The 17605-nt window shown below is 49.3% G+C and carries 16 protein-coding genes; 3 read left to right on the top strand and 13 right to left on the bottom strand.

The annotated features are described in order from the left end of the window. Positions 1-67: 67 nt before the first annotated feature. Together J4377_RS08795 and J4377_RS08790 are read right to left on the bottom strand one after the other, a co-directional pair. Complete coding sequence (locus J4377_RS08795) at positions 68-3265, bottom strand: type I restriction endonuclease subunit R (RefSeq protein WP_253487935.1); 3198 nt, start codon at positions 3263-3265, stop codon at positions 68-70. 314 nt (positions 3266-3579) lie between these two features. Then, the gene (locus J4377_RS08790) at positions 3580-4140 is read right to left on the bottom strand and encodes a hypothetical protein (protein ID WP_083004157.1); all 561 of its coding nucleotides are present in this window, start codon (positions 4138-4140) and stop codon (positions 3580-3582) included. A gap of 223 nt (positions 4141-4363) precedes the next feature. On the opposite strand from J4377_RS08790, the gene J4377_RS08785 reads away from it, so the two are divergent. Beyond that, a complete protein-coding gene (locus tag J4377_RS08785) occupies positions 4364-4876 on the top strand; it encodes a hypothetical protein (RefSeq protein ID WP_156886211.1) in 513 nt (170 codons plus the stop codon). Between the two features lie 115 nt (positions 4877-4991). On the opposite strand, the gene J4377_RS08780 is transcribed toward J4377_RS08785, so the two are convergent. From J4377_RS08780 to J4377_RS08760, 5 genes are all read right to left on the bottom strand, one after another. After that, positions 4992-5513, bottom strand: coding sequence for a hypothetical protein (locus J4377_RS08780; RefSeq protein WP_083004150.1), 522 nt, complete (start codon positions 5511-5513; stop codon positions 4992-4994). A gap of 1 nt (position 5514) precedes the next feature. Continuing rightward, on the bottom strand, positions 5515-6447 hold the full coding sequence (locus J4377_RS08775; protein ID WP_253487933.1) for a GIY-YIG nuclease family protein: 933 nt from the start codon (positions 6445-6447) through the stop codon (positions 5515-5517). A 166-nt stretch (positions 6448-6613) separates the two neighbouring features. Then, a complete protein-coding gene (locus tag J4377_RS08770) occupies positions 6614-6817 on the bottom strand; it encodes a hypothetical protein (RefSeq protein WP_253487931.1) in 204 nt (67 codons plus the stop codon). Continuing rightward, entirely contained in the window at positions 6814-8202 is a 1389-nt protein-coding gene (locus J4377_RS08765) for a restriction endonuclease subunit S (RefSeq protein WP_253487929.1), read from the bottom strand. Before J4377_RS08765 ends, J4377_RS08770 begins: the two co-directional genes overlap by 4 nt. After that, a complete protein-coding gene (locus J4377_RS08760) occupies positions 8199-10175 on the bottom strand; it encodes a class I SAM-dependent DNA methyltransferase (protein WP_253487921.1) in 1977 nt (658 codons plus the stop codon). Before J4377_RS08760 ends, J4377_RS08765 begins: the two co-directional genes overlap by 4 nt. 402 nt (positions 10176-10577) lie before the next feature. On the opposite strand from J4377_RS08760, the gene J4377_RS08755 reads away from it, so the two are divergent. After that, positions 10578-11339, top strand: coding sequence for a hypothetical protein (locus J4377_RS08755; RefSeq protein ID WP_253487920.1), 762 nt, complete (start codon positions 10578-10580; stop codon positions 11337-11339). Between the two features lie 23 nt (positions 11340-11362). Here J4377_RS08755 and J4377_RS08750 read toward each other — a convergent pair whose 3' ends face one another. The 6 genes from J4377_RS08750 to J4377_RS08725 all read right to left on the bottom strand — a co-directional run bounded on the left by J4377_RS08750 (position 11363) and on the right by J4377_RS08725 (position 17098). Next, complete coding sequence (locus J4377_RS08750) at positions 11363-11572, bottom strand: AlpA family transcriptional regulator (RefSeq protein WP_083004129.1); 210 nt, start codon at positions 11570-11572, stop codon at positions 11363-11365. A gap of 145 nt (positions 11573-11717) precedes the next feature. Further along, a complete protein-coding gene (locus J4377_RS08745; RefSeq protein ID WP_253487918.1) occupies positions 11718-12047 on the bottom strand; it encodes a hypothetical protein in 330 nt (109 codons plus the stop codon). A gap of 39 nt (positions 12048-12086) precedes the next feature. Next, the gene (locus tag J4377_RS08740) at positions 12087-13628 is read right to left on the bottom strand and encodes a YfjI family protein (protein ID WP_253487916.1); all 1542 of its coding nucleotides are present in this window, start codon (positions 13626-13628) and stop codon (positions 12087-12089) included. 397 nt (positions 13629-14025) lie between these two features. Next, complete coding sequence (locus J4377_RS08735; RefSeq protein WP_083004120.1) at positions 14026-14730, bottom strand: inovirus-type Gp2 protein; 705 nt, start codon at positions 14728-14730, stop codon at positions 14026-14028. A 647-nt stretch (positions 14731-15377) separates the two neighbouring features. Continuing rightward, positions 15378-16652, bottom strand: a complete 1275-nt coding sequence (locus tag J4377_RS08730) for a Y-family DNA polymerase (RefSeq protein ID WP_083004117.1) — start codon at positions 16650-16652, stop codon at positions 15378-15380. Next, positions 16649-17098, bottom strand: a complete 450-nt coding sequence (locus tag J4377_RS08725; protein WP_083004113.1) for a LexA family transcriptional regulator — start codon at positions 17096-17098, stop codon at positions 16649-16651. The genes J4377_RS08730 and J4377_RS08725 overlap by 4 nt, the downstream gene beginning before the upstream one ends. A gap of 156 nt (positions 17099-17254) precedes the next feature. Between J4377_RS08725 and J4377_RS08720 the strand changes: the two genes are divergently transcribed. Continuing rightward, on the top strand, positions 17255-17593 hold the full coding sequence (locus tag J4377_RS08720) for a hypothetical protein (protein WP_083004110.1): 339 nt from the start codon (positions 17255-17257) through the stop codon (positions 17591-17593). Positions 17594-17605: the final 12 nt, after the last annotated feature.

Genomic DNA, 17605 nt, shown 5'->3' with positions numbered 1-17605 from the left:
TTACGCAGGCAGTAAAATCTATGCAGTATCGTGATGAATCCATCACGTTTGAGTTCATCATCATACGCTAGATTCGACCATCAAGCTGCCGACCTGTAAGCAGCTTCAGGATAAGCAGCGCAAACTGTCTACCGGTTTCTTCGCTCTCCAGCAACGGCATACTGAGCTTTTCATGGTCGTTCATGGCATCTAACACGGCGTCAGTGACGCGCTTGGGAAACAGCCCGTGCATCACTTGGGTTTCATCATGGTGATTAATCTGAGCCATAACAGCATCATCACGCTCAATGCGGTCAGCAATGCCATTGGCAAAATGCAGCTTATCGCCATCGCTAATATCTGCGCCGTAGAGGTCATTCAGACGCTCGATAATCTCATTAAGGCGTTGAGTTTCGGGGTCATGGGGTTTGCCGGAGCCAACATCTGAAATCGGTTTCAAGCCATAGTCACCGCTCTCCTCTTCAAGCGAGAGGCGCTGTTCGGCGCGCTTGGTCAGCCGGTAACTGTCCAGCTCAAGCTCGCTGACATCAATAGGGTCGTCAATTAATAACCGGTCAATACGTAGCAAGGGATACAGGTGCTTGGCATACACACACAGCTGTTCTAATTCAGCATCATCGAAGTGGATGATCTGGCTCAGAAATTCATAGGTGCGTACAAAGCTCTGTAAGTTTTTACGAAACAGATCAAGCTCATCGCGGGTCTTGCCTGCGTCTTCCAGCTCCTGCTCAGCACGCTTTGAGCCTTTATCATCGCCTTGCTGCTCAGCTTGATATCGGGCATCTTTCCACGTCTGCTGCTGCTCTACAGTGATTTCATAACGCTTTTTGAAACGATCTTGAGCAGGCTGGCAATAGTAACTTAATCGTGAGGCGGGTGCTTTAGGGTCAAAGAAAGCAGTAGCAAACGCTTCCACCTCGGGCCAGTGATAAATGCCGTTAGCATCCAATGTGCGTTTAAGGTCATACACCACCTGCGGGTCGGAAACGTCAGCCAAGGTTGCTTTGCGGTAATACGGCGCAAACGCTTCTAAAATTTCTTGTGGTTCATTGAAGAAATCGAGAATAAACGTCTGTTTGCCGGGAAACAGACGGTTCAGCCGCGAGAGCGTTTGTACGCAATCCACGCCCTGTAGTTTCTTATCCACGTACATGGCGCATAGCTTGGGCTGGTCAAAGCCGGTCTGGTATTTGTTGGCGGCGATCATCACGTTGAAGTCGTCAGTATCTAACGCCGCCGCTAAATCACGCCCACGCACGCCGGGGTTCAGCAGTTTGCTGGTTTCGCTGACTTCTTCAGGAATGACTTCATCGGCCGGTACGCTGCCGGAAAACGCCACCAAGGGATGCACGTCGCTATAACCTTGAGCTTCCACATACTGGCGCATAGCCAGCTGGTAGCGCACCGCCTCTTGGCGGCTGGCGGTAACCACCATCGCTTTGGCTTGGCCATCTAGCAGGTGGCGCACATTGGCGCGAAAGTGCTCAACAATGACCTCTACGCGCTGGGCAATGTTGTAAGGATGCAGGCGCACCCACTTGGCTAATGCACGGGAGGCTTTCTTGGCGTCTACTTCCTGCTCTTCATCTTCTAAATGGGCCAGTTTCCAGGCGGTGCTGTAAGTCACATAGTTGCGCAGCACATCAAGAATGAAGCCTTCCTCGATAGCCTGGCGCATTGAGTAGAGATGAAATGGCTCAGGTTTGTTGTCCGCACTTGGCGGCAAGCTTAGGTCTGGCACACGGCCAAACAGTTCTAATGTTTTGGCTTTGGGTGTGGCAGTAAAGGCGTAGTAGCTGATGCGCTCATTAGGGCGACGCGTAGACACGGCTGCATCCAGCATTGCTTCTGCACTGATTTCCTCATCATCTTCCGCGCTCTCGCCAGCAGCCGCTAACAGCGCCTTGAGCTTGCGCGCAGAATCACCCGCTTGTGAAGAGTGAGCTTCGTCAGCAATCACCGCATAGCGACCTTCGGCAAGCGTAGGCCGCTTATCCAGCGCATCGAACAGCGCAGGAAAGGTCTGGATCGTGACGATGATGATGCGGGTATTGCTCGCCAGCGCCTCCGCCAGCTGTTCAGATTTGCTCTGGTTGCCGACATCGCGGGTGATCGGGCAGACCACGCCATGGGCATGTTCAAACTGGTAAATGGTGTTTTGCAGCTGGCTATCCAGCACGGTGCGGTCGGTCACCACAATCACTGAGTTGAAGCGCTTGTGCTGGCCGCTTTCGTCATAGAGGTTGGCGAGCTGGTGGGCCAGCCAGGCAATCGAGTTGGATTTACCCGAACCAGCGCTGTGCTGAACTAGATAGCGCTGGCCGCCATCTTCGGCTTGGGTGGTCTCAATCAGCTGATTAACCACTTCCCATTGGTGGTAGCGCGGGAAAATCAGCGTTTCTTTCGTTTTGCGTCGACCGTGAAAGTCTTCGGTGGTTTTCTGCTCCAGGTGCAAAAAGCGCCCGAGAATCTTCAGCCATGCATCCGGCAATAGCACACGCTCCCACAAGTAGCTTGTGGCGTAGCTATTGTCATCTTTTGCGGGTGGATTACCGGCACCGCCGCCTTCGCTGCCCAGGTTGAACGGCAGAAAGAACGTCTCTTTGCCCGCCAACTTGGTGGTCATCGCCACTTCTGCTTGGCTAACGGCAAAATGCACCAGCGCGCCGCGCTTAAACGCCAGCAGCGGCTCGATCTTGCGCGTGATGGGGTCTTTCAGCGGGCGGTCATTGCGGTACTGGCGCTTGGCGCTTTCTACCGACTGCTTGAACTCACTTTTTAGCTCCAGTGTTGCGGTCGGAATACCGTTTACAAACAAGACCAAGTCTAAACGTGGGTTGTAGCTCTGGCCGCCACTGGCTTTGTCTTGGGCATGGGGCGAGTAAGATACTTCCGGCACCACGCGCAAGCGGTTGGCACGATAGCGAGAAAGCGCCTCGGGGTTCATGGTGTGGTCGGGCTTAAAGCTGCACAGGTCAAACGACACCCCCGGCACCTTGAAGCCATGGCGCAGCACCTCTAGCGTGCCTGCTCGCTCCAGCTCGCGTACCACTTTCTGCACAAACACCGTTTCAGATGCTTGCGGGTTAGCCTTACAGAACTTCTCCCAGCGCTCGGGCCAGGCTTCCTGCACATACCCCAGCAGATCTTCGGTATAAAGTGCTGTGGTACGGTCATAGCCGCTGGCAGTGCCCACTGCCCAACCACCGGTGGCCATGGCGTCGATGATGTCTTGTTGAAATTGGGCTTCCCTGCTATCAGCCATTTTCACTCTCCATGACTATTGCGCGGAAAGAAAGCGAGCAAGTCTGTTGTCAGTATCAAAGTAACCCCGCGCCCCTGTATCAAACAGGGTCCGCTCTCGTTCGGGTTGTTTTAGACAGCGTGCTTTATCTAACAACGCCTGCATAGCACTCGTTTCCATGATTCACCTTATTATTAGAACCTTACAAGTAGCTAGGAACTATCGTGCTGATTTTTTTGGTATTTCGCAAATTAATGTGACGCTATTTCTGTCGGTTTCACAGCTGCTAGCGATCGCTCAGGCACAAAGAACGCCAGACGCTTAGGGGATAGATGTTAACCAATTAAATTCTCTTCTAACCGGGAAATAACCCTTTGGCGCAGGCCCGGGTGCGCATTGGGTAGCGCAAGGGCTTCTTCGTACCAGTACTCGTGGGGAGAACATGGCTCGATGCCTCGCTCGATAACGCCCAGCAGCAGCGCCATGCGGACCGTCTGGCAATTGGGTGGCATGCGGGCAAACTTTTCCAGCGAGGCATACCAATCATCGACATTGCCAGACTCGCCTATCGCTCGACTGGTTTCCACCAAGTTAGCGATATCTTTACCAAACGCATTGGTCAAATGATCGAAGCTGAGTTGCTTCACCTCCAATAGCATTAAAAGCGATACCGCTACTTGTTCAGCCTCTGAATAGCCCACAGCGCGAAGGTTTGCTTGAGCAGTTGAAATGATCGCATCGTGATCGTCTCTCATTGCTAATGGGCCTACCATCTCAAACATGTTGCTCTTGGCTTCTAGTTCGGCCTGGGCATATATCGCATCGTGAAAGGCAACTAAGCAAGCCTGCGGCGTCGACGAGATTAGCTGCTCTTGCACTTTGGCTGGATTCTTCAACTGGTTTCCTCGCTTAATATCACCATTGAATTAATAGCTTAAGTTATATTCGACCTAGCCGATATATTCCAATAGTTGTCAAAAACCACCATGAAGGCGCAAGCACTTGATCAAATCCTCACCTAACAGCCGACGCCAGGCCATTGTAGACGCCTTAGTACGTGCCCATGAAAGCGCCCTGCAGCTATGCGGGACATCGTTGAACCGCATGCCGGAGTATTATATGGCGATGCGCGTGGCCGATTACTTCGCGGATAATTTTCTTGATTTCGGCTATCGGTTGGAACCTCAGGTCAAACGAACCTTCAAGAAAGCTCATCTCTGGCACGAAGAGGCCGAGTCACTGCGTGCTGATCCAGATATTCGTCACAACGGCCGTTTTGACTTAGTGCTTTACAACAACAAGCGAGAACGTCCCGCCCATGTAATCGAATTCAAACGTGGCGCCAAGTTGGATTCTCTCCGCCCAGACATAAAACGCTTAGCTAGAGTGTGCTTTCACGCAGGCCACAAAAGCCTGGAAACAAACTACCTGGTTCTAACCCGTAAATGCCCCAAGGGCGGCTCACGCTTAGAAAAGGCAAAGCAGGTAATACTCGAAGAATTAGATGGCATCGAGGGGGTGAGCTGTAAAATAATTCACAGTGATCCCCTTACACCATTTATCAATCGAGATTACGACACTGTGGCCGATGCCACTTTCCGGATTTGGGTTATCGAAATTAAAGCTTTGTAAATTGCAACTGGCGGCTCAACGAAACGAGCCGCTAGCTATAAATTTTAAGGCTTACCCTTTCCCAGGCCCACAACTTGGGTGAATAATTTCACGCCAAAGCTCGAAGAAACGCTTTTCAAACCATTAGAGCGCTAAGCTCGTCTTGGTTATAAACGCGACCATAGCGGCTAATGAGCCCTTTAGGCCCAAGCATCGTGAGACTAACTATCGGGGTAGCAGTTTTAGCAAAGTTATCCGCTAATGCTATCTCTTGCTGTGTCGAGGTAAGCAAGCCAATCCGCTCGGGCGTGTAATGCTCACCTAGCTCCATCAATACGAATTGCGTCCAACCCGGTGTGAGACGAACGCTGCGGCCGCGCTTATTTTCATGGGTAATTGCTTTAATCTGGGTTCGCTGATCACCTTCTATAAGATCGAAACCAGGGTTTGAGCTACCCGTCATCATGACGGGTTCTTGGCCGAGTGCTTCTAAAAAGCGTAGGCCGATAAACTCACCGATACGGCCAATGATGTTGTCATTTCCACCAATACGACCCGGCACCTCACGCCCTAGCTTTAGAATGGCCTGACGCGCCAGGAGATAATCGTCAATTGCTTGTTGGATATCAGCATCACGATGTTGCTGTGGCGGAGTCATGTTAGCCCTCCTTGGACATTGAGGCAGCAGCACTTACTTGCTGATCTTGCCAAGCCCCATATGTCTGGCCAGTGCCTTCCAATTTCCAATGTATTCGGCCATTGGCACTTCGACCTGACACCACTGCAGCAGCGGCACTCGGGCTAGTAAAGGCGTAATCGCTGGCGAAACGTCTCACCTTGTTCTCGTCCTCAACCAGCACTCCTTCATCACATAGCTGCTGATAGAGGCTTTGGTAACCACCATCAACACCTGTCCATGTACCTCTCGCGATAGAACCTTCCAGCACGTAAAACTCACCGTCCAGTTCTTGCCCGTAGGCTTTAATACCGTAACGAGGTACTTCTGCTACAAACTTTGGAGAGGCAGCTGGCGACGGTTTTAATATCGACGGTGGGTGAGATGGCATAGGCCGACCTCGCAAAAAATCCAGCCCAAGTACCGGCAGTACGGTACGGATCTGCTCGACAAAAAACGCCATATCAGCACGGTCGGATTCTGGCAGGTTGATGTATTCGTGCGCGGTGCCATTGACCAGCTTGCAGCGCCCTAGCTCGCCTGCTGACTGGATCAGCAGGCTTTCCAGATATTTGACGTGGGCTTTGGTGAGGTTTTGATCCTTGCTGGTCACTAAACAGACTTTCTCCCAGAAGTCCTTACCGCCTTTATCTTCTGGCCGGTTATGCTGTTTTAGTCGTGTTCCCACATCATCACTTTCGCCGATATACACCTGTGGGCGTGGGCTGCCTTCCAGGTCAGGCCCCACCAGAAAATAGATACCGGTGCGGCCGCACTCGGGCCGCTGCACTAGCTCTGTCAGCTTGGTGCGTGGGCCGGTGAGCACGTGTCCGGTCCAGTTCATAATCTCAGCGGTAAGCAAGCCGTTGGGCGTGCCATCCACTAGAAATAGCCGGATGCTGCGTCCCTGTGTCATTAATCACATACCTGTCAAAAAGAAATACATTCATAAGCAGTTGATTTAAATGGGCCATAAGCAAGAATGGCTTATCAAAGGGCACTGCTTATCAAATACCCGTCAAATAAAAACGCAGGGCGATACCATCACATGACGATTACCGCACTGATTAACTAACAGGTGATCAATGTCGCGTCTTGGCCTGTTGATTATCGTCGGGGGTTGTGACGTCAGGATTGGACGGTGCGTCTTCACCGATTAAAACGGGCTTGCCATCCTGCCAAAACACCGCGTATTGGCCCAGGCGGCGCTTGCGCTCTAAGGTTTCGGCCACGGCGGTGCGAAGGCTGTTGAGCATTTCCTGAGTATCGGGTGGAAGTTGTGTCATACAACCTCCATCTGAGAGGCCTCACCAGTCAACACCGAATCCTCTGGTGGCTGCCAACCACGCACGTCAATCTTGCCGGTGACAGCAGCGGAGATGAGTGCAGAACGGCGCTCTTGGAGTAAATTGATAGTTTCTATACTCTCTTGCATCAGATCATCTAATCGAGCAGCTTCAATAGCAAGGAAATCCAGCACTTGCCGTTGCTCCTGAACAGGAGGAAGTGGCAATGGACATGACATTACGCTACTTGAAGATATCGATGCCAAATTCGTGCTTTGCTTGGAATAGAGGTAAAAGTAAGCACGAGCTGTATTGGAGCGAGTGAACATAGAGAGCCATTGTGGCAATAAAAAGTGGTTCGGCCGAATAGCAAAAACATGATTTTGGTGGAGGCAATCAGTAACTTCCCCCTTCCAAACGGTACCACGACCAAGCTTGTCGTTATCTCCACCTTCATTCATCAATACATCACCTTCTCGAAGACGATAGCGTTCTATCTCAGAAACAGCAACTTCCACTGTTTTAACCGTTGATAGGTCTACGTAACCGTCCTGAACATTCGCTACGCGAAGATAAGGGAGCTCTACAGTTGGTGTTTCAGCATCATAACTCTTACCTTTGGCGATACCTCCTTGGATCGTTGCATACCAACGAAGTGGACCAACAGCCCAATGCGCTGGCACTTCCCCCAGCCACTCCACCCCAGAGTCTTTCATCGGCACCTCGGGGTCGAGCCCTTTGGTGACAGCATGGGAAATAACCGCCTGGCGCTTTTCCTTGAGCAACGCGATCAGACGCTGCTGCTCTTCCACCAAGGCGTCGATACGGACGGTTTCGTGGTCGAGGAAGGTGGCGATTTGAGTTTGCTCTGAACCTGGAGGGAAAGGTGTAGGCACTGAAGCTACTTTTTCTGCAGTAAAGTGAGCAATAGTCGACTTATTACAGAGCACGTCAACGTAGCCCTTTTGCTTAATAGCGAGCATCCAATAGAAAAGGAAAGACGAACAATTATTCGCATTTGGCCTCACCCTATTTATTGAATTTTGAATGTGATAACCAGAGCCATTGCTCCATAGTGCTGGACGACCAACATCGCCTCCTTCGCTAATCAATAAATCTCCATACTCAAGAGCCAACTGACGCGCTTCGGATGGGCTGAACCACATTTTCCTTACGTCTTTAAGGTCAACTCCCGTGGGTTGTATATTAGCAGCACGCAAATATGGAAGAAGTTGGTCACTTTCCTGTTTGGGTTCTGGCTGTAGCATTTTTCCTAAAACAACGTCGTGTCCACGCTTCAAAGCTGTAACTTCCCAATGCACCGGCACCTCACCCAACCACTCGACGCCGGAGTCCTTGTATTCGGGATAAGCGGGATAGCTCATGCCGATAGCTCCTCAATCATCTGCTTGATCTTGTCGGTGCAGGCTTTAAGGTCGGCGTCGATCTCTTCCAGCAGGCGTGGCGGCGTAAACGAATAGAAGTGGCGGTTGAACGGTATCTCGAAGCCGACAATGCCAATGCGGCCATCTAGCTCGTCGCGTTTATTTTCATCGATCCAGGCATCGGGTACGTGGGGTTTTACTTCCCGATCAAAGTAGTCATATACCGATTCACCATAGGGCACGTTTTCGTTATCGCGCAGGCTGGTGTCCGGCTCGGGGTTACCGTGTTTGTCCAGGCAAATATCGGCTTCCGGATCGCGCTCAGAAAGCGCATTAAGAATGGCCTTCTGCACTGGTGCGCCGATTTTCAGCCCTTCGGCCTTGAGGGCACCCTTCAGCGCCTTGGTGAATGCATCGCGGTTAGTGTAGCGTTGTTCACCGAGTGACTCACAGGCGGTTTTAAGCGCGGCTTGCTCGGCATCTGCCAGCTTCTGAATAGGCTTCTCGTCATCCAGCCGGGCCAGGCGTTCTGCGCTGGCATCAAAATTCAAGCGTAGCGGCCGCTCGACGGTAATGCGACGATAGCCAAAGGCTTCTACGGGGAAGAGCTTGCTTTCGTCGTTTTCCTCATAAGCGCCATACAAGCGGACGATATCGTCAATATCCCGGTCGGTAATGTACTGGCGTTTACTACCTAGCGACTTGCGCATCTTGCTGGCCCGCCCAGTGGCGTTAATTAGCTGTACTTTGCCTTTACGCTCAGCGGGCTTGTTGTTGGAAAGCACCCATATATAGGTAGCAATGCCGGTGTTGTAGAACATATCGGTGGGCAGGCCAACGATGGCTTCCACCATGTCATGTTGTAGCAGGTAGCGGCGGATCTCGGATTCGCCACTGCCCGCCCCACCGGTAAACAGCGGCGAGCCGTTGAGGATGATGCCTATGCGCGAGCCACCGTCTTGGCGGGAACGCATTTTGGCCACCAGATGCATCAGAAAAAGCAGCGAGCCATCAGAGACACGCGGTAAGCCAGGGCCAAAGCGGCCATCATAGCCACGGTGCTTGTGCTCGTCAGTGACTTGCTTCTGTACCTTCTTCCACTCAACGCCAAACGGCGGATTGGAGAGCATGTAGTCAAATCGCTCCCCCGCCAGTTGGTCGTCCGAGAGCGTGTTGCCCAGTTTGATCTGTTCGACCTCCTGCCCCTTGACCAGCATATCGCCCTTACAAATGGCGTAGGACTCGGGGTTCAGCTCCTGCCCGTGCAGCGAAACGGTGACATTCTGGCTGACCTGCTGAATGTAATCGTCGCTTTCGGAAAGAAACCCGCCAGTGCCCGCTGTCGGGTCATACACGGTGACGATGCTGTTGGGCTTGAGTTTGGCTTCTTGCCCGGTCAGCACTAGTGAGGTAGTCAAGTGAACGATATCGCGAGGCGTAAAGTGCTCCCCGGCGGTTTCGTTGGAGCTTTCGGCAAACTTGCGAATCAGTTCTTCAAAGATGCCGCCCATACCGTGATTGCTTACCCGCGCTGGACTCAGATCAATCGCCGCAAACTGCTGCACGACCTTGTAGAGCAGATTATTGGCGCTGAGCTGTTGAACAAAGCTCTCGAACTCAAAGTGCTCGAAAATCTCTCGGGCGCTCTGGCTGAACGATTGCACATAGCTCATCAGGTCGTCGCTGGTCTGGGTGTCAGACAGGCTGATCAGGCTAAAGGGTGACGCATTGAAAAACGGCTGATTGGCTGCACGTAGCAACAGCTTCTCACGCACTGCCTCAGGCTTATTCTGGTGATCCTCAGCGGCTTTCAACACCTCGGCCTTGGTAGGCTCTAATACGCATTCTAGGCGGCGCAGCAGGGTAAACGGCAGAATGATACGGCCATACTGGGACTGCTTGAAATCGCCGCGTAGAAGATCAGCGACCGACCAGATAAAAGCAGCAAGCTGAGAGTGACTTTCCGTGTTCACGGATGCTTCCCCATGTTTAATGAAAATAATTGGGTACTATCATACACATCTGTGCCTCCAGCCGAGCACCTTCTATGCTTCACAGCAAAGGCTAGAGTAGCGAACAGAGGTATTTTAAATTCATAGCTCTGAACGTGGCAAAAATCCACTTACTCTTTAAATACAATCACTTAAAATCACAAAATAGTAAAAGACAAAGTCAAATTTGGCATGCCTGATGGATCTTTCCCCTTTATACCCTCATGTCAGGAATGCTGGGTTGGCTTGATGGATCGAGTGCGCCCATCATTAATATCAGGTTTTATGTTAATGATTAGCACCGTGCAATTAAATCTCGTATTGATATTCATATTTTTACATGGCTTGATATGCAAATCTGCATAATAGAGCAACAAACTAGCCATGACCTACCCACTGAATGCTATACATTTAAGACCAGAATCATCTAAATACCCTACCCCCGTTATGGTTGTAGATGACCTTTACCATGTAAAATCGAAGATATCTTTATCTGAGCACATCGAAGACGCGAAGATAGTTTTGAAAAATGCTTATTTTTCAGGCAATCATATCAATAGCGACCTACCTCCTGAAGAAAACCAAGACCCTGCATTTTTAGATGCGTACCAAACAGCCTTGAAAGCGTTAAAAAGCGGCCAAAGTGGAACATCCTGCGAAGAGCATATAAAAAACACACTTAGTACTGCGTTTCAGAGCCCCTATTTACAAAGCTATTTCTCTCAAGCAATGACCTGGTTGCTGTGTTCTGACTTACTTTTCCAATCTGGACGTGATCTAAATGCATGGTCTACTCTCATCGAATACAAAAAGTCAGAGTTTAAAATAGAGATAGCTCTATATGAGGAAGACAAACTTTCAGTATCGAATCGTAATAGAGCCTCTGGACAGAATAATCACCAAGAACGGCGATACTTAAAACCTTATTTTTTCGAGCTTTTAGCATCTCAAGCACCTGTCAATGGTTGGAAAGCTATGAAAACTGCGGCAAGCAAACTAGCGCCGCTCATATTTGAGCGGCACATGAACAATGGAATTGACGCAGATCCGGATACAACAGTCACTGATATTGAAACTTGGCTAACTACCTGGTTAAAAAATGATGAGCAATGTAGAAAGCAATATTTTACTCACCGCCGTAAGTAGCCTTTACCAAACATCTAAACCATTTATGCATGACGCTGCATAAGCCATTGATTGATATCACTTTCAAACCATCCCACTGCCGATTTTCCTAGTTTGAAAGGCCGCGGGAATGTCTTATCGTAGCGAGGTGATTTGGGATTCATTTTTTCGTACACAGAAGAACGGCTGATGCCAATTTTCTTTACTAATTGCTTCATACGTAGAACAGTGATGGGTGGTTCGATATTACTCATGGTCGAGCTCCTTGTGAGTTGATGTCGACAGTGTAGATCCGCTCAACACCACCAGTCTCGCAATGGAAATAATTAGCTTTTTGGAAAAATAAGACAACAAAAACAGCTATGTAAAAAAATACTGGGGCTTTAGCTGTGAAATTTTTTATAAAAATAATCTCTTTGCATCTTTGTGATTTTCCTCCAAAACGAAATCAATTGGGCGCAAGCGCCTATCTTGCCGTGGTTCGTCGAAACCGCCATGTTGCGCATCCGAGTAGACCAGCTTTGCGACATCGATACCAAACCAGCCGTCTCTGAAGCGGGGATATAATGTGCCGTTAGGTTTTTTGAAAACGTACAATGATAAAGAGTGGAAGCGTGAAGCGCCTACATCATCAGCGCTGATTGAGGCGTATCTTGAACGGGGGGATGACTTTGGGGAAAGATCAATAGATGGTTCGATTTCATTCAAAGCGTAGATAATGCACAACATCGAACCATCTTTAGAAACAGCTTAATATCAGCATTTAGGCTATAAAGATGCATTTATCCTGGTTTCAGGATACCTACCTGTATCGCCTGTACTGAAATACTGTGATTCGTAACTCGGTAGCTCTTCAATATGATAATCAATACCGTTTTTTAAGACGGAGGGGACATTATAAAATCTTACCTCGGAAAATTTTAAATTAGTGTGACTAGTCCATATTACATGTCCCAGCTTTATAAGCAGCTGTAAACCTTGGTCAAGTGTTTTACGGTTGCGGGATTTGCCACGGCCATTTTGAAGAAACAATGTCTTATTAAAGTTAAAAACATCTTCTCCAATCGGATAACCCAGGCGCCGGATTTCTCTAATAAGTTCATTAGTTATGGTAACAATTTCAGGCTCGCCTGCTAAATATTTAAGGTATTGGTTAGAATGACATTTACAAAGCCGATAAGCATATTCAAGGACATGACTTTCAATGTCTCCTTCATACCCCTCGAACGTGTGAAGAATAGCGGCAACACGGGTGACGTTATCAATCAGCTTTGAAGCATGATCCCGTGCATGGTAATACTTACCATGCTCTGCCATATCTTGCTCAATGCTTAGTTGAATTTGTTGCCAAAGTGTTTTGGCTGATGAGCTAAACCTTAAAACCTTCCGTTGTCGGCTTTTACTGTCCAATATAGCAAACGCCTCAGTAAGCAAATTTGTTACTCTATCGCTAAACTCCTTGCTTTTTTTGGCATCAACAGAAGACCCACCTTTCCGATTCCCTATGAATGATACAGGCTTGATTACGATCAGACGCGATAGAAAGCCATTGTCTCTGGCTTCACTACCCCGCTTTTCTAAAAATCGATCAATTACTTTCGGCTGCGCCATCAAAGCCAGACTTAATCGTGGATTTTCTAATGTGAAGCTTTCAGAACTACGGCGTGATACATCCAGGGTGGAACCACTCCACATCGAATTAAACATAGGTAAATCTTGAAATGCACGGCCTTCAAAAATGTTGCCTGCTTCGCTAGAAACCAGACAAGCTAACGGAATATTTTCGTACAAACTAAATGCGAGGGCACTTGGTGTTACATTTTCATATATCAGCTGCCGAAGACGCGAAGGTTGAGGTTTTTGATCATCTAACTCGGCTTGTTGCCGCTCAATCTCTTCAATGGATTCACCATTCAAGTAAGTTTGGGTCCGCTTTTTTTCAAGTGCTTTTTCCGCATTTCTCCAGTTTTTAAGATTTCGTTGATATACCTGAATGGATAGCTGCCGCTCCTTTTTTTGTGCTGACTGAAAATCACGAATGGGTTGAAAGAACCAATTTTCTAAAGCTGTTTTTCTTTCGCCACTCTCAGCAATAGTCAGAAGGTTCAACGAAGTAGGAACCACATGTCCATTAGGAAAAGCTACATCAACAACTCCTTGACATGCCATTGCCATTGCACCAAGCGCAGTCGTTCGTGCCATTTCCGGAGCCACCTCGACATGCTGGCTCACCTCGCGGCTCATAGACTCGAATAGTGATTGTTCATCAAAGGCTGGCCATTCTTCTTCACTATTTATATTTGTCTGCATTGTGTTTCTCACTGTGAATAATTATAAAAATTAATAATTTTACATGCTATTTCTGCTAGTAATAGCAAAAATAGCAAGCTTTCATAACATATTTTTTATTTTTATCTGAATTCATGGACATTACCCATGTTTGGTTCTGAGTCTTTTTGATGATGGCCAAGATGTACCCACGCCTGGGCGGAATGCTCTGAAGAAAATCATTAGAACGATTTTTAAGGTGTATTGCCGAATCAGATTAATCAGGGAGAGCGAATGATAATTAATTGCTCAGCTAACGATATAGGCGCACTTAGGTACTAAGTACAGCAAAGTAATCGAGCGTTCGAAGCGTGCTTCGAACGCTCGATTTTAGTCGAGTTGGGATATTGCGACTTATGACTAATGACGGATTACGTGGCTACCGTCTGCTTCCCTCAAAACAATGGATACTTTGTCCGATCGGCTTCGAATATTCTTTACACATGTAGCTAGCCCCACGAAATACTTCCTCAAAAGTAGCTTGGTCATTTCTTTGATAATGCCAAGTGTACGTTTGATGAGTCATGTCATCGGTGGCTATATGTACTAACCCTTCCATATTTTCTAGTGGCCAGCCTATCGCGACTGACCAAGCCCGGACAATTCGGTGGTAAAGGTTGTCACGCTCAAAGCTTCCACCAGTTGAATGAGTATAATTTCCCAGGCTTCTATACGCATCCCCGCTTAACAGCAGTAGTACGTGGTAGTGATGGTGGATGCTGGTCACTTGCTCGCGACACCATACGTAGCGCATTTTGTGAGGATATTTGGTTCCTGCGACATCTAGTTCCCACTGCAAATGATTTATAAAGTTGCGAATATAGGAATTGTCATTGCCTGTATTGCTAATATAATTCCGTGCAGGAAAGCGCGGGTCGATGCGTACGGCGAATATTCGTGGACATTCTCGGCGGGCATTCTCCATTACGCGAAGCAAGGTTGCTAGGTAGTTTTCAATTAAAGGGCCTTTCTCAATATTTACCCTCATGTTTTGGTAATACATATCCCACCAGAGCTTAAGGGCTGGGTTACATTGATGACGTTTACGTGGGTGTTGTCCTACGTACTGTATAGTGGTGTTCATTATCAAACTCCTAAAACTCACGCACGGGAATAGACACAGCGTTGATGCCGTGCCATGCCTGTAGCAAAAATGTGATCATGGGATTAATAGAAAACGCTGAAATGTTAACGCATTAGTAAACGCGGTTATCATCGGCGTAACAGGAAATGCCTTAGCAGATATTTGTGAACATCATGCGAGCGCTGTCACACTGTCTTCTTATCGCTTTAGCATTTAGGACTATTCGTTAGGCGTGCCTTTAACACGCCTTGCTTATCGTTACATGACACTTGACTGCTTTGTCATGAAGAGATGCGCTGGTTTTATTAGGGCTTAACGGCTATCTTCTTGAGGAAAGGGCGTCGGCTTAAAGGCCCCTTCATGGATACTATTCCTAATCCCTCAAAGGAGCATAATACTATTACCGTCATTTAAAGCGGATCGATGGTTTAGTATTTAGAAGACTAAACCCGCATGGTAAGCGGGTTTCTGCCGACCATGACAACTTTATTCATCTTTCCTTTCAATAAAAATAATTCCATTTTTTCAATAAGATAACTAGAAGCCTTTTGGGCTCGGCATCTGCTCAGATAATGATACCAGTCAGTATTTTCTTTCTAAAATGGCACTTCCCCTAGCATGACCAGCACCATACAAGCGTGTTAGGCCTACTTAACGACCAACAGCTCGTTCCACTTGGTAGTGTAACGAGGCGTTCTCCGCTCACTGCGCAGCGCCCAGGCATTTCCTTTACGGGGCAGGCCCAACTGTACCGTTCCCTTACCCAGCTCACGGTTGAGCTTGTCCATCGTCGTCATCAGGCGTTCGCTGCGCTTAGCCGCTTCGTCAGTTTGCGGGGTTTCAAGGGTGAGCTGTCGGTTAGCTTTGGGGGATAGATCAAGCAGCATTAGGCCGGCTTTGTGATAGGCGTATCCTTTTCGCCAGAGACGGCGTAGCCCTTGCACTGCGGCGGCAATAATCTCCCGACTGTCGTCAGTTGGTCGCTCCAGGGATATCACCACGCGTTGGCGATATTGGGGTAAATCTTTACGAAACGGGTTGGTGCGGATAAACACCATAATGGCGCTGGTGACGCTTCGCTGTTTGCGAAGCTTTTCACCCGCCCTGGCGGCATGATGCCGTAGCGCCTCCCTTAGCTGACGGGGATCGTTGGTAAGTCGCCCAAACGAACGAGAAACCATGATCTGTTGTCTGGGCTGGCTCATGTCATCTAGCTGAATGGAAGGTTGCCCCCGCAACTCCCAGACGATGCGCTCCTGCATCACACTAAAGCGCTGCCTAATACGCTTAGGGTCTGCTTCGCGCAGATCCCAGGCAGACTCAATACCCATCACCCTTAAACGTTCACCGGTACGGCGTGCCACGCCCCACAGCTCGGTCACCGGCAACTGCTTAAGCAGTGCCTTGGTCGTTTCACTATCAGCGGTCAGCTTACACACCCCGTGCTGTTTGTAGGCGGGATGTTTTTTAGCCGCTTGGTTCGCCACTTTGGCCAATACGCGGGTAGGTGCAAACCCCACGCATACGGGAATGCCTGTCCACTGTCGAACGGTATCGCGCATGGCTTGGCCCCGTGCCTCCAGGGTCTTATGTTCGAAGCCTTGAAACCCTACAAAGCTTTCATCAATGGAGTAAATCTCAACATGGGGTGAAAACTCGCCTAGCACTTCGGTGACCCGCTGGGACATATCGCCATACAGGGCGTAATTACTGGAGAGCAACACCGCTTGGCGACGAATATGCGATGCAAGCAGATGCATGGCCGTCCCCATCTCCACACCTAGGGCTTTGAGTTCGTTACTGCGAGCCACTACGCAACCATCGTTATTGGATAGTACCCCAACAGGACGACCTTCCAGTGACGGATTGAAGACCCTCTCGCAGGAGACGTAGAAGTTGTTGCAGTCCACTAAGGCGATCATTGCAACGCCGCTCCTGGGAAGCTGTGAAGCACATGAGTTACTACGCCCCAGACGTGGGACTCACGTCCATCTAAAGGAATGGGAGGATAAGCGGGATTACTGGCCCGGAGATAGGTCCGCTGCCCTACCCGCTCAAGGCGCTTTACCGTGAGCTCGCCATCAACACAAATCACTATAATTCGCCCTGGTAAGGCTTCGAGGCTGCGATCCACCACCAGCAAATCCCCATGGTGAATCCCATCGCCGATCATGGAGTCTCCTTCTGAGCGCACGAAATACGTTGCAGCAGGCCGTTTCACCACATAACGATGAAGATCAAGATCGGTATCCAAATGGTCATCTGCGGGCGAGGGAAAGCCAGCGCGCACGGCACAGGAATAGAGTGGTAAGGGCTGCGAAAACGTCAAAACGTCTGCTTGTCCCAGTAATGTAACAGGTAAAGTCATGGGCACCTCCATCATTAACTGTATATAAAAACAGTATCCGTAAAGTGCTTACTTAACGCAATACCTCATCGACGTATCCCAACCAATTTCAGATCTATATCACTCCTATGCATCCACCACCCTGGAACCTTTTTCCACTGCATAGGAGCGCTGTTTATGCCCCCATCCTGCACACGCTGTGCGTCACTGAGTACGTTGAACCTTGAGACTGCCCATCGCATTGGCGTCTTGGGTAGCACCCTGTTAGGGAGTGCCATCGGTGCCTGGCGTGCGACAGCCATGACTGGTCCACTTGCGGTTGCTGTCACTCGCTTTCCCCTTGCAAAGCTGCCTGCTGCATTGATGGGTGCGGTTGCCGGTGGCCAAACCGGCTCCCGTATCGCCCACTCGCTGCTTGAACAGTGGCTGCCCTTGGGTAACGGCACCCCATGGCTATGCCTGTCGTGCGGTCAAGCGTTTCGCTATCCCTATCCTCCCTTAGCGTCTGCCTACTAAACCTCGTCTTTT

Source organism: Halomonas sp. XH26 (assembly GCF_024138895.1).
In the GTDB taxonomy this organism is placed as follows: domain Bacteria; phylum Pseudomonadota; class Gammaproteobacteria; order Pseudomonadales; family Halomonadaceae; genus Vreelandella; species Vreelandella alkaliphila.
The sequence above is the reverse complement of the archived record's forward strand: the minus strand, read 5'-3'. Positions and strand labels throughout refer to the sequence as shown.

Excerpts from the sequence above, each read along its gene's own strand:
- J4377_RS08770 (WP_253487931.1), bottom strand. The coding sequence starts at position 6,817 with ATGACACAACTTCCACCCGATACTCAGGAAATGCTCAACAGCCTTCGC.
- J4377_RS08735 (WP_083004120.1), bottom strand. The coding sequence starts at position 14,730 with ATGAACACCACTATACAGTACGTAGGACAACACCCACGTAAACGTCAT.
- J4377_RS08720 (WP_083004110.1), top strand. The coding sequence starts at position 17,255 with ATGCCCCCATCCTGCACACGCTGTGCGTCACTGAGTACGTTGAACCTT.
- J4377_RS08730 (WP_083004117.1), bottom strand. The coding sequence starts at position 16,652 with ATGATCGCCTTAGTGGACTGCAACAACTTCTACGTCTCCTGCGAGAGG.
- J4377_RS08740 (WP_253487916.1), bottom strand. The coding sequence starts at position 13,628 with ATGCAGACAAATATAAATAGTGAAGAAGAATGGCCAGCCTTTGATGAA.
- J4377_RS08725 (WP_083004113.1), bottom strand. The coding sequence starts at position 17,098 with ATGACTTTACCTGTTACATTACTGGGACAAGCAGACGTTTTGACGTTT.
- J4377_RS08775 (WP_253487933.1), bottom strand. The coding sequence starts at position 6,447 with ATGACACAGGGACGCAGCATCCGGCTATTTCTAGTGGATGGCACGCCC.
- J4377_RS08750 (WP_083004129.1), bottom strand. The coding sequence starts at position 11,572 with ATGAGTAATATCGAACCACCCATCACTGTTCTACGTATGAAGCAATTA.
- J4377_RS08795 (WP_253487935.1), bottom strand. The coding sequence starts at position 3,265 with ATGGCTGATAGCAGGGAAGCCCAATTTCAACAAGACATCATCGACGCC.
- J4377_RS08745 (WP_253487918.1), bottom strand. The coding sequence starts at position 12,047 with ATGTTGTGCATTATCTACGCTTTGAATGAAATCGAACCATCTATTGAT.
- J4377_RS08765 (WP_253487929.1), bottom strand. The coding sequence starts at position 8,202 with ATGAGCTATCCCGCTTATCCCGAATACAAGGACTCCGGCGTCGAGTGG.
- J4377_RS08785 (WP_156886211.1), top strand. The coding sequence starts at position 4,364 with ATGGCGATGCGCGTGGCCGATTACTTCGCGGATAATTTTCTTGATTTC.
- J4377_RS08780 (WP_083004150.1), bottom strand. The coding sequence starts at position 5,513 with ATGACTCCGCCACAGCAACATCGTGATGCTGATATCCAACAAGCAATT.
- J4377_RS08755 (WP_253487920.1), top strand. The coding sequence starts at position 10,578 with ATGACCTACCCACTGAATGCTATACATTTAAGACCAGAATCATCTAAA.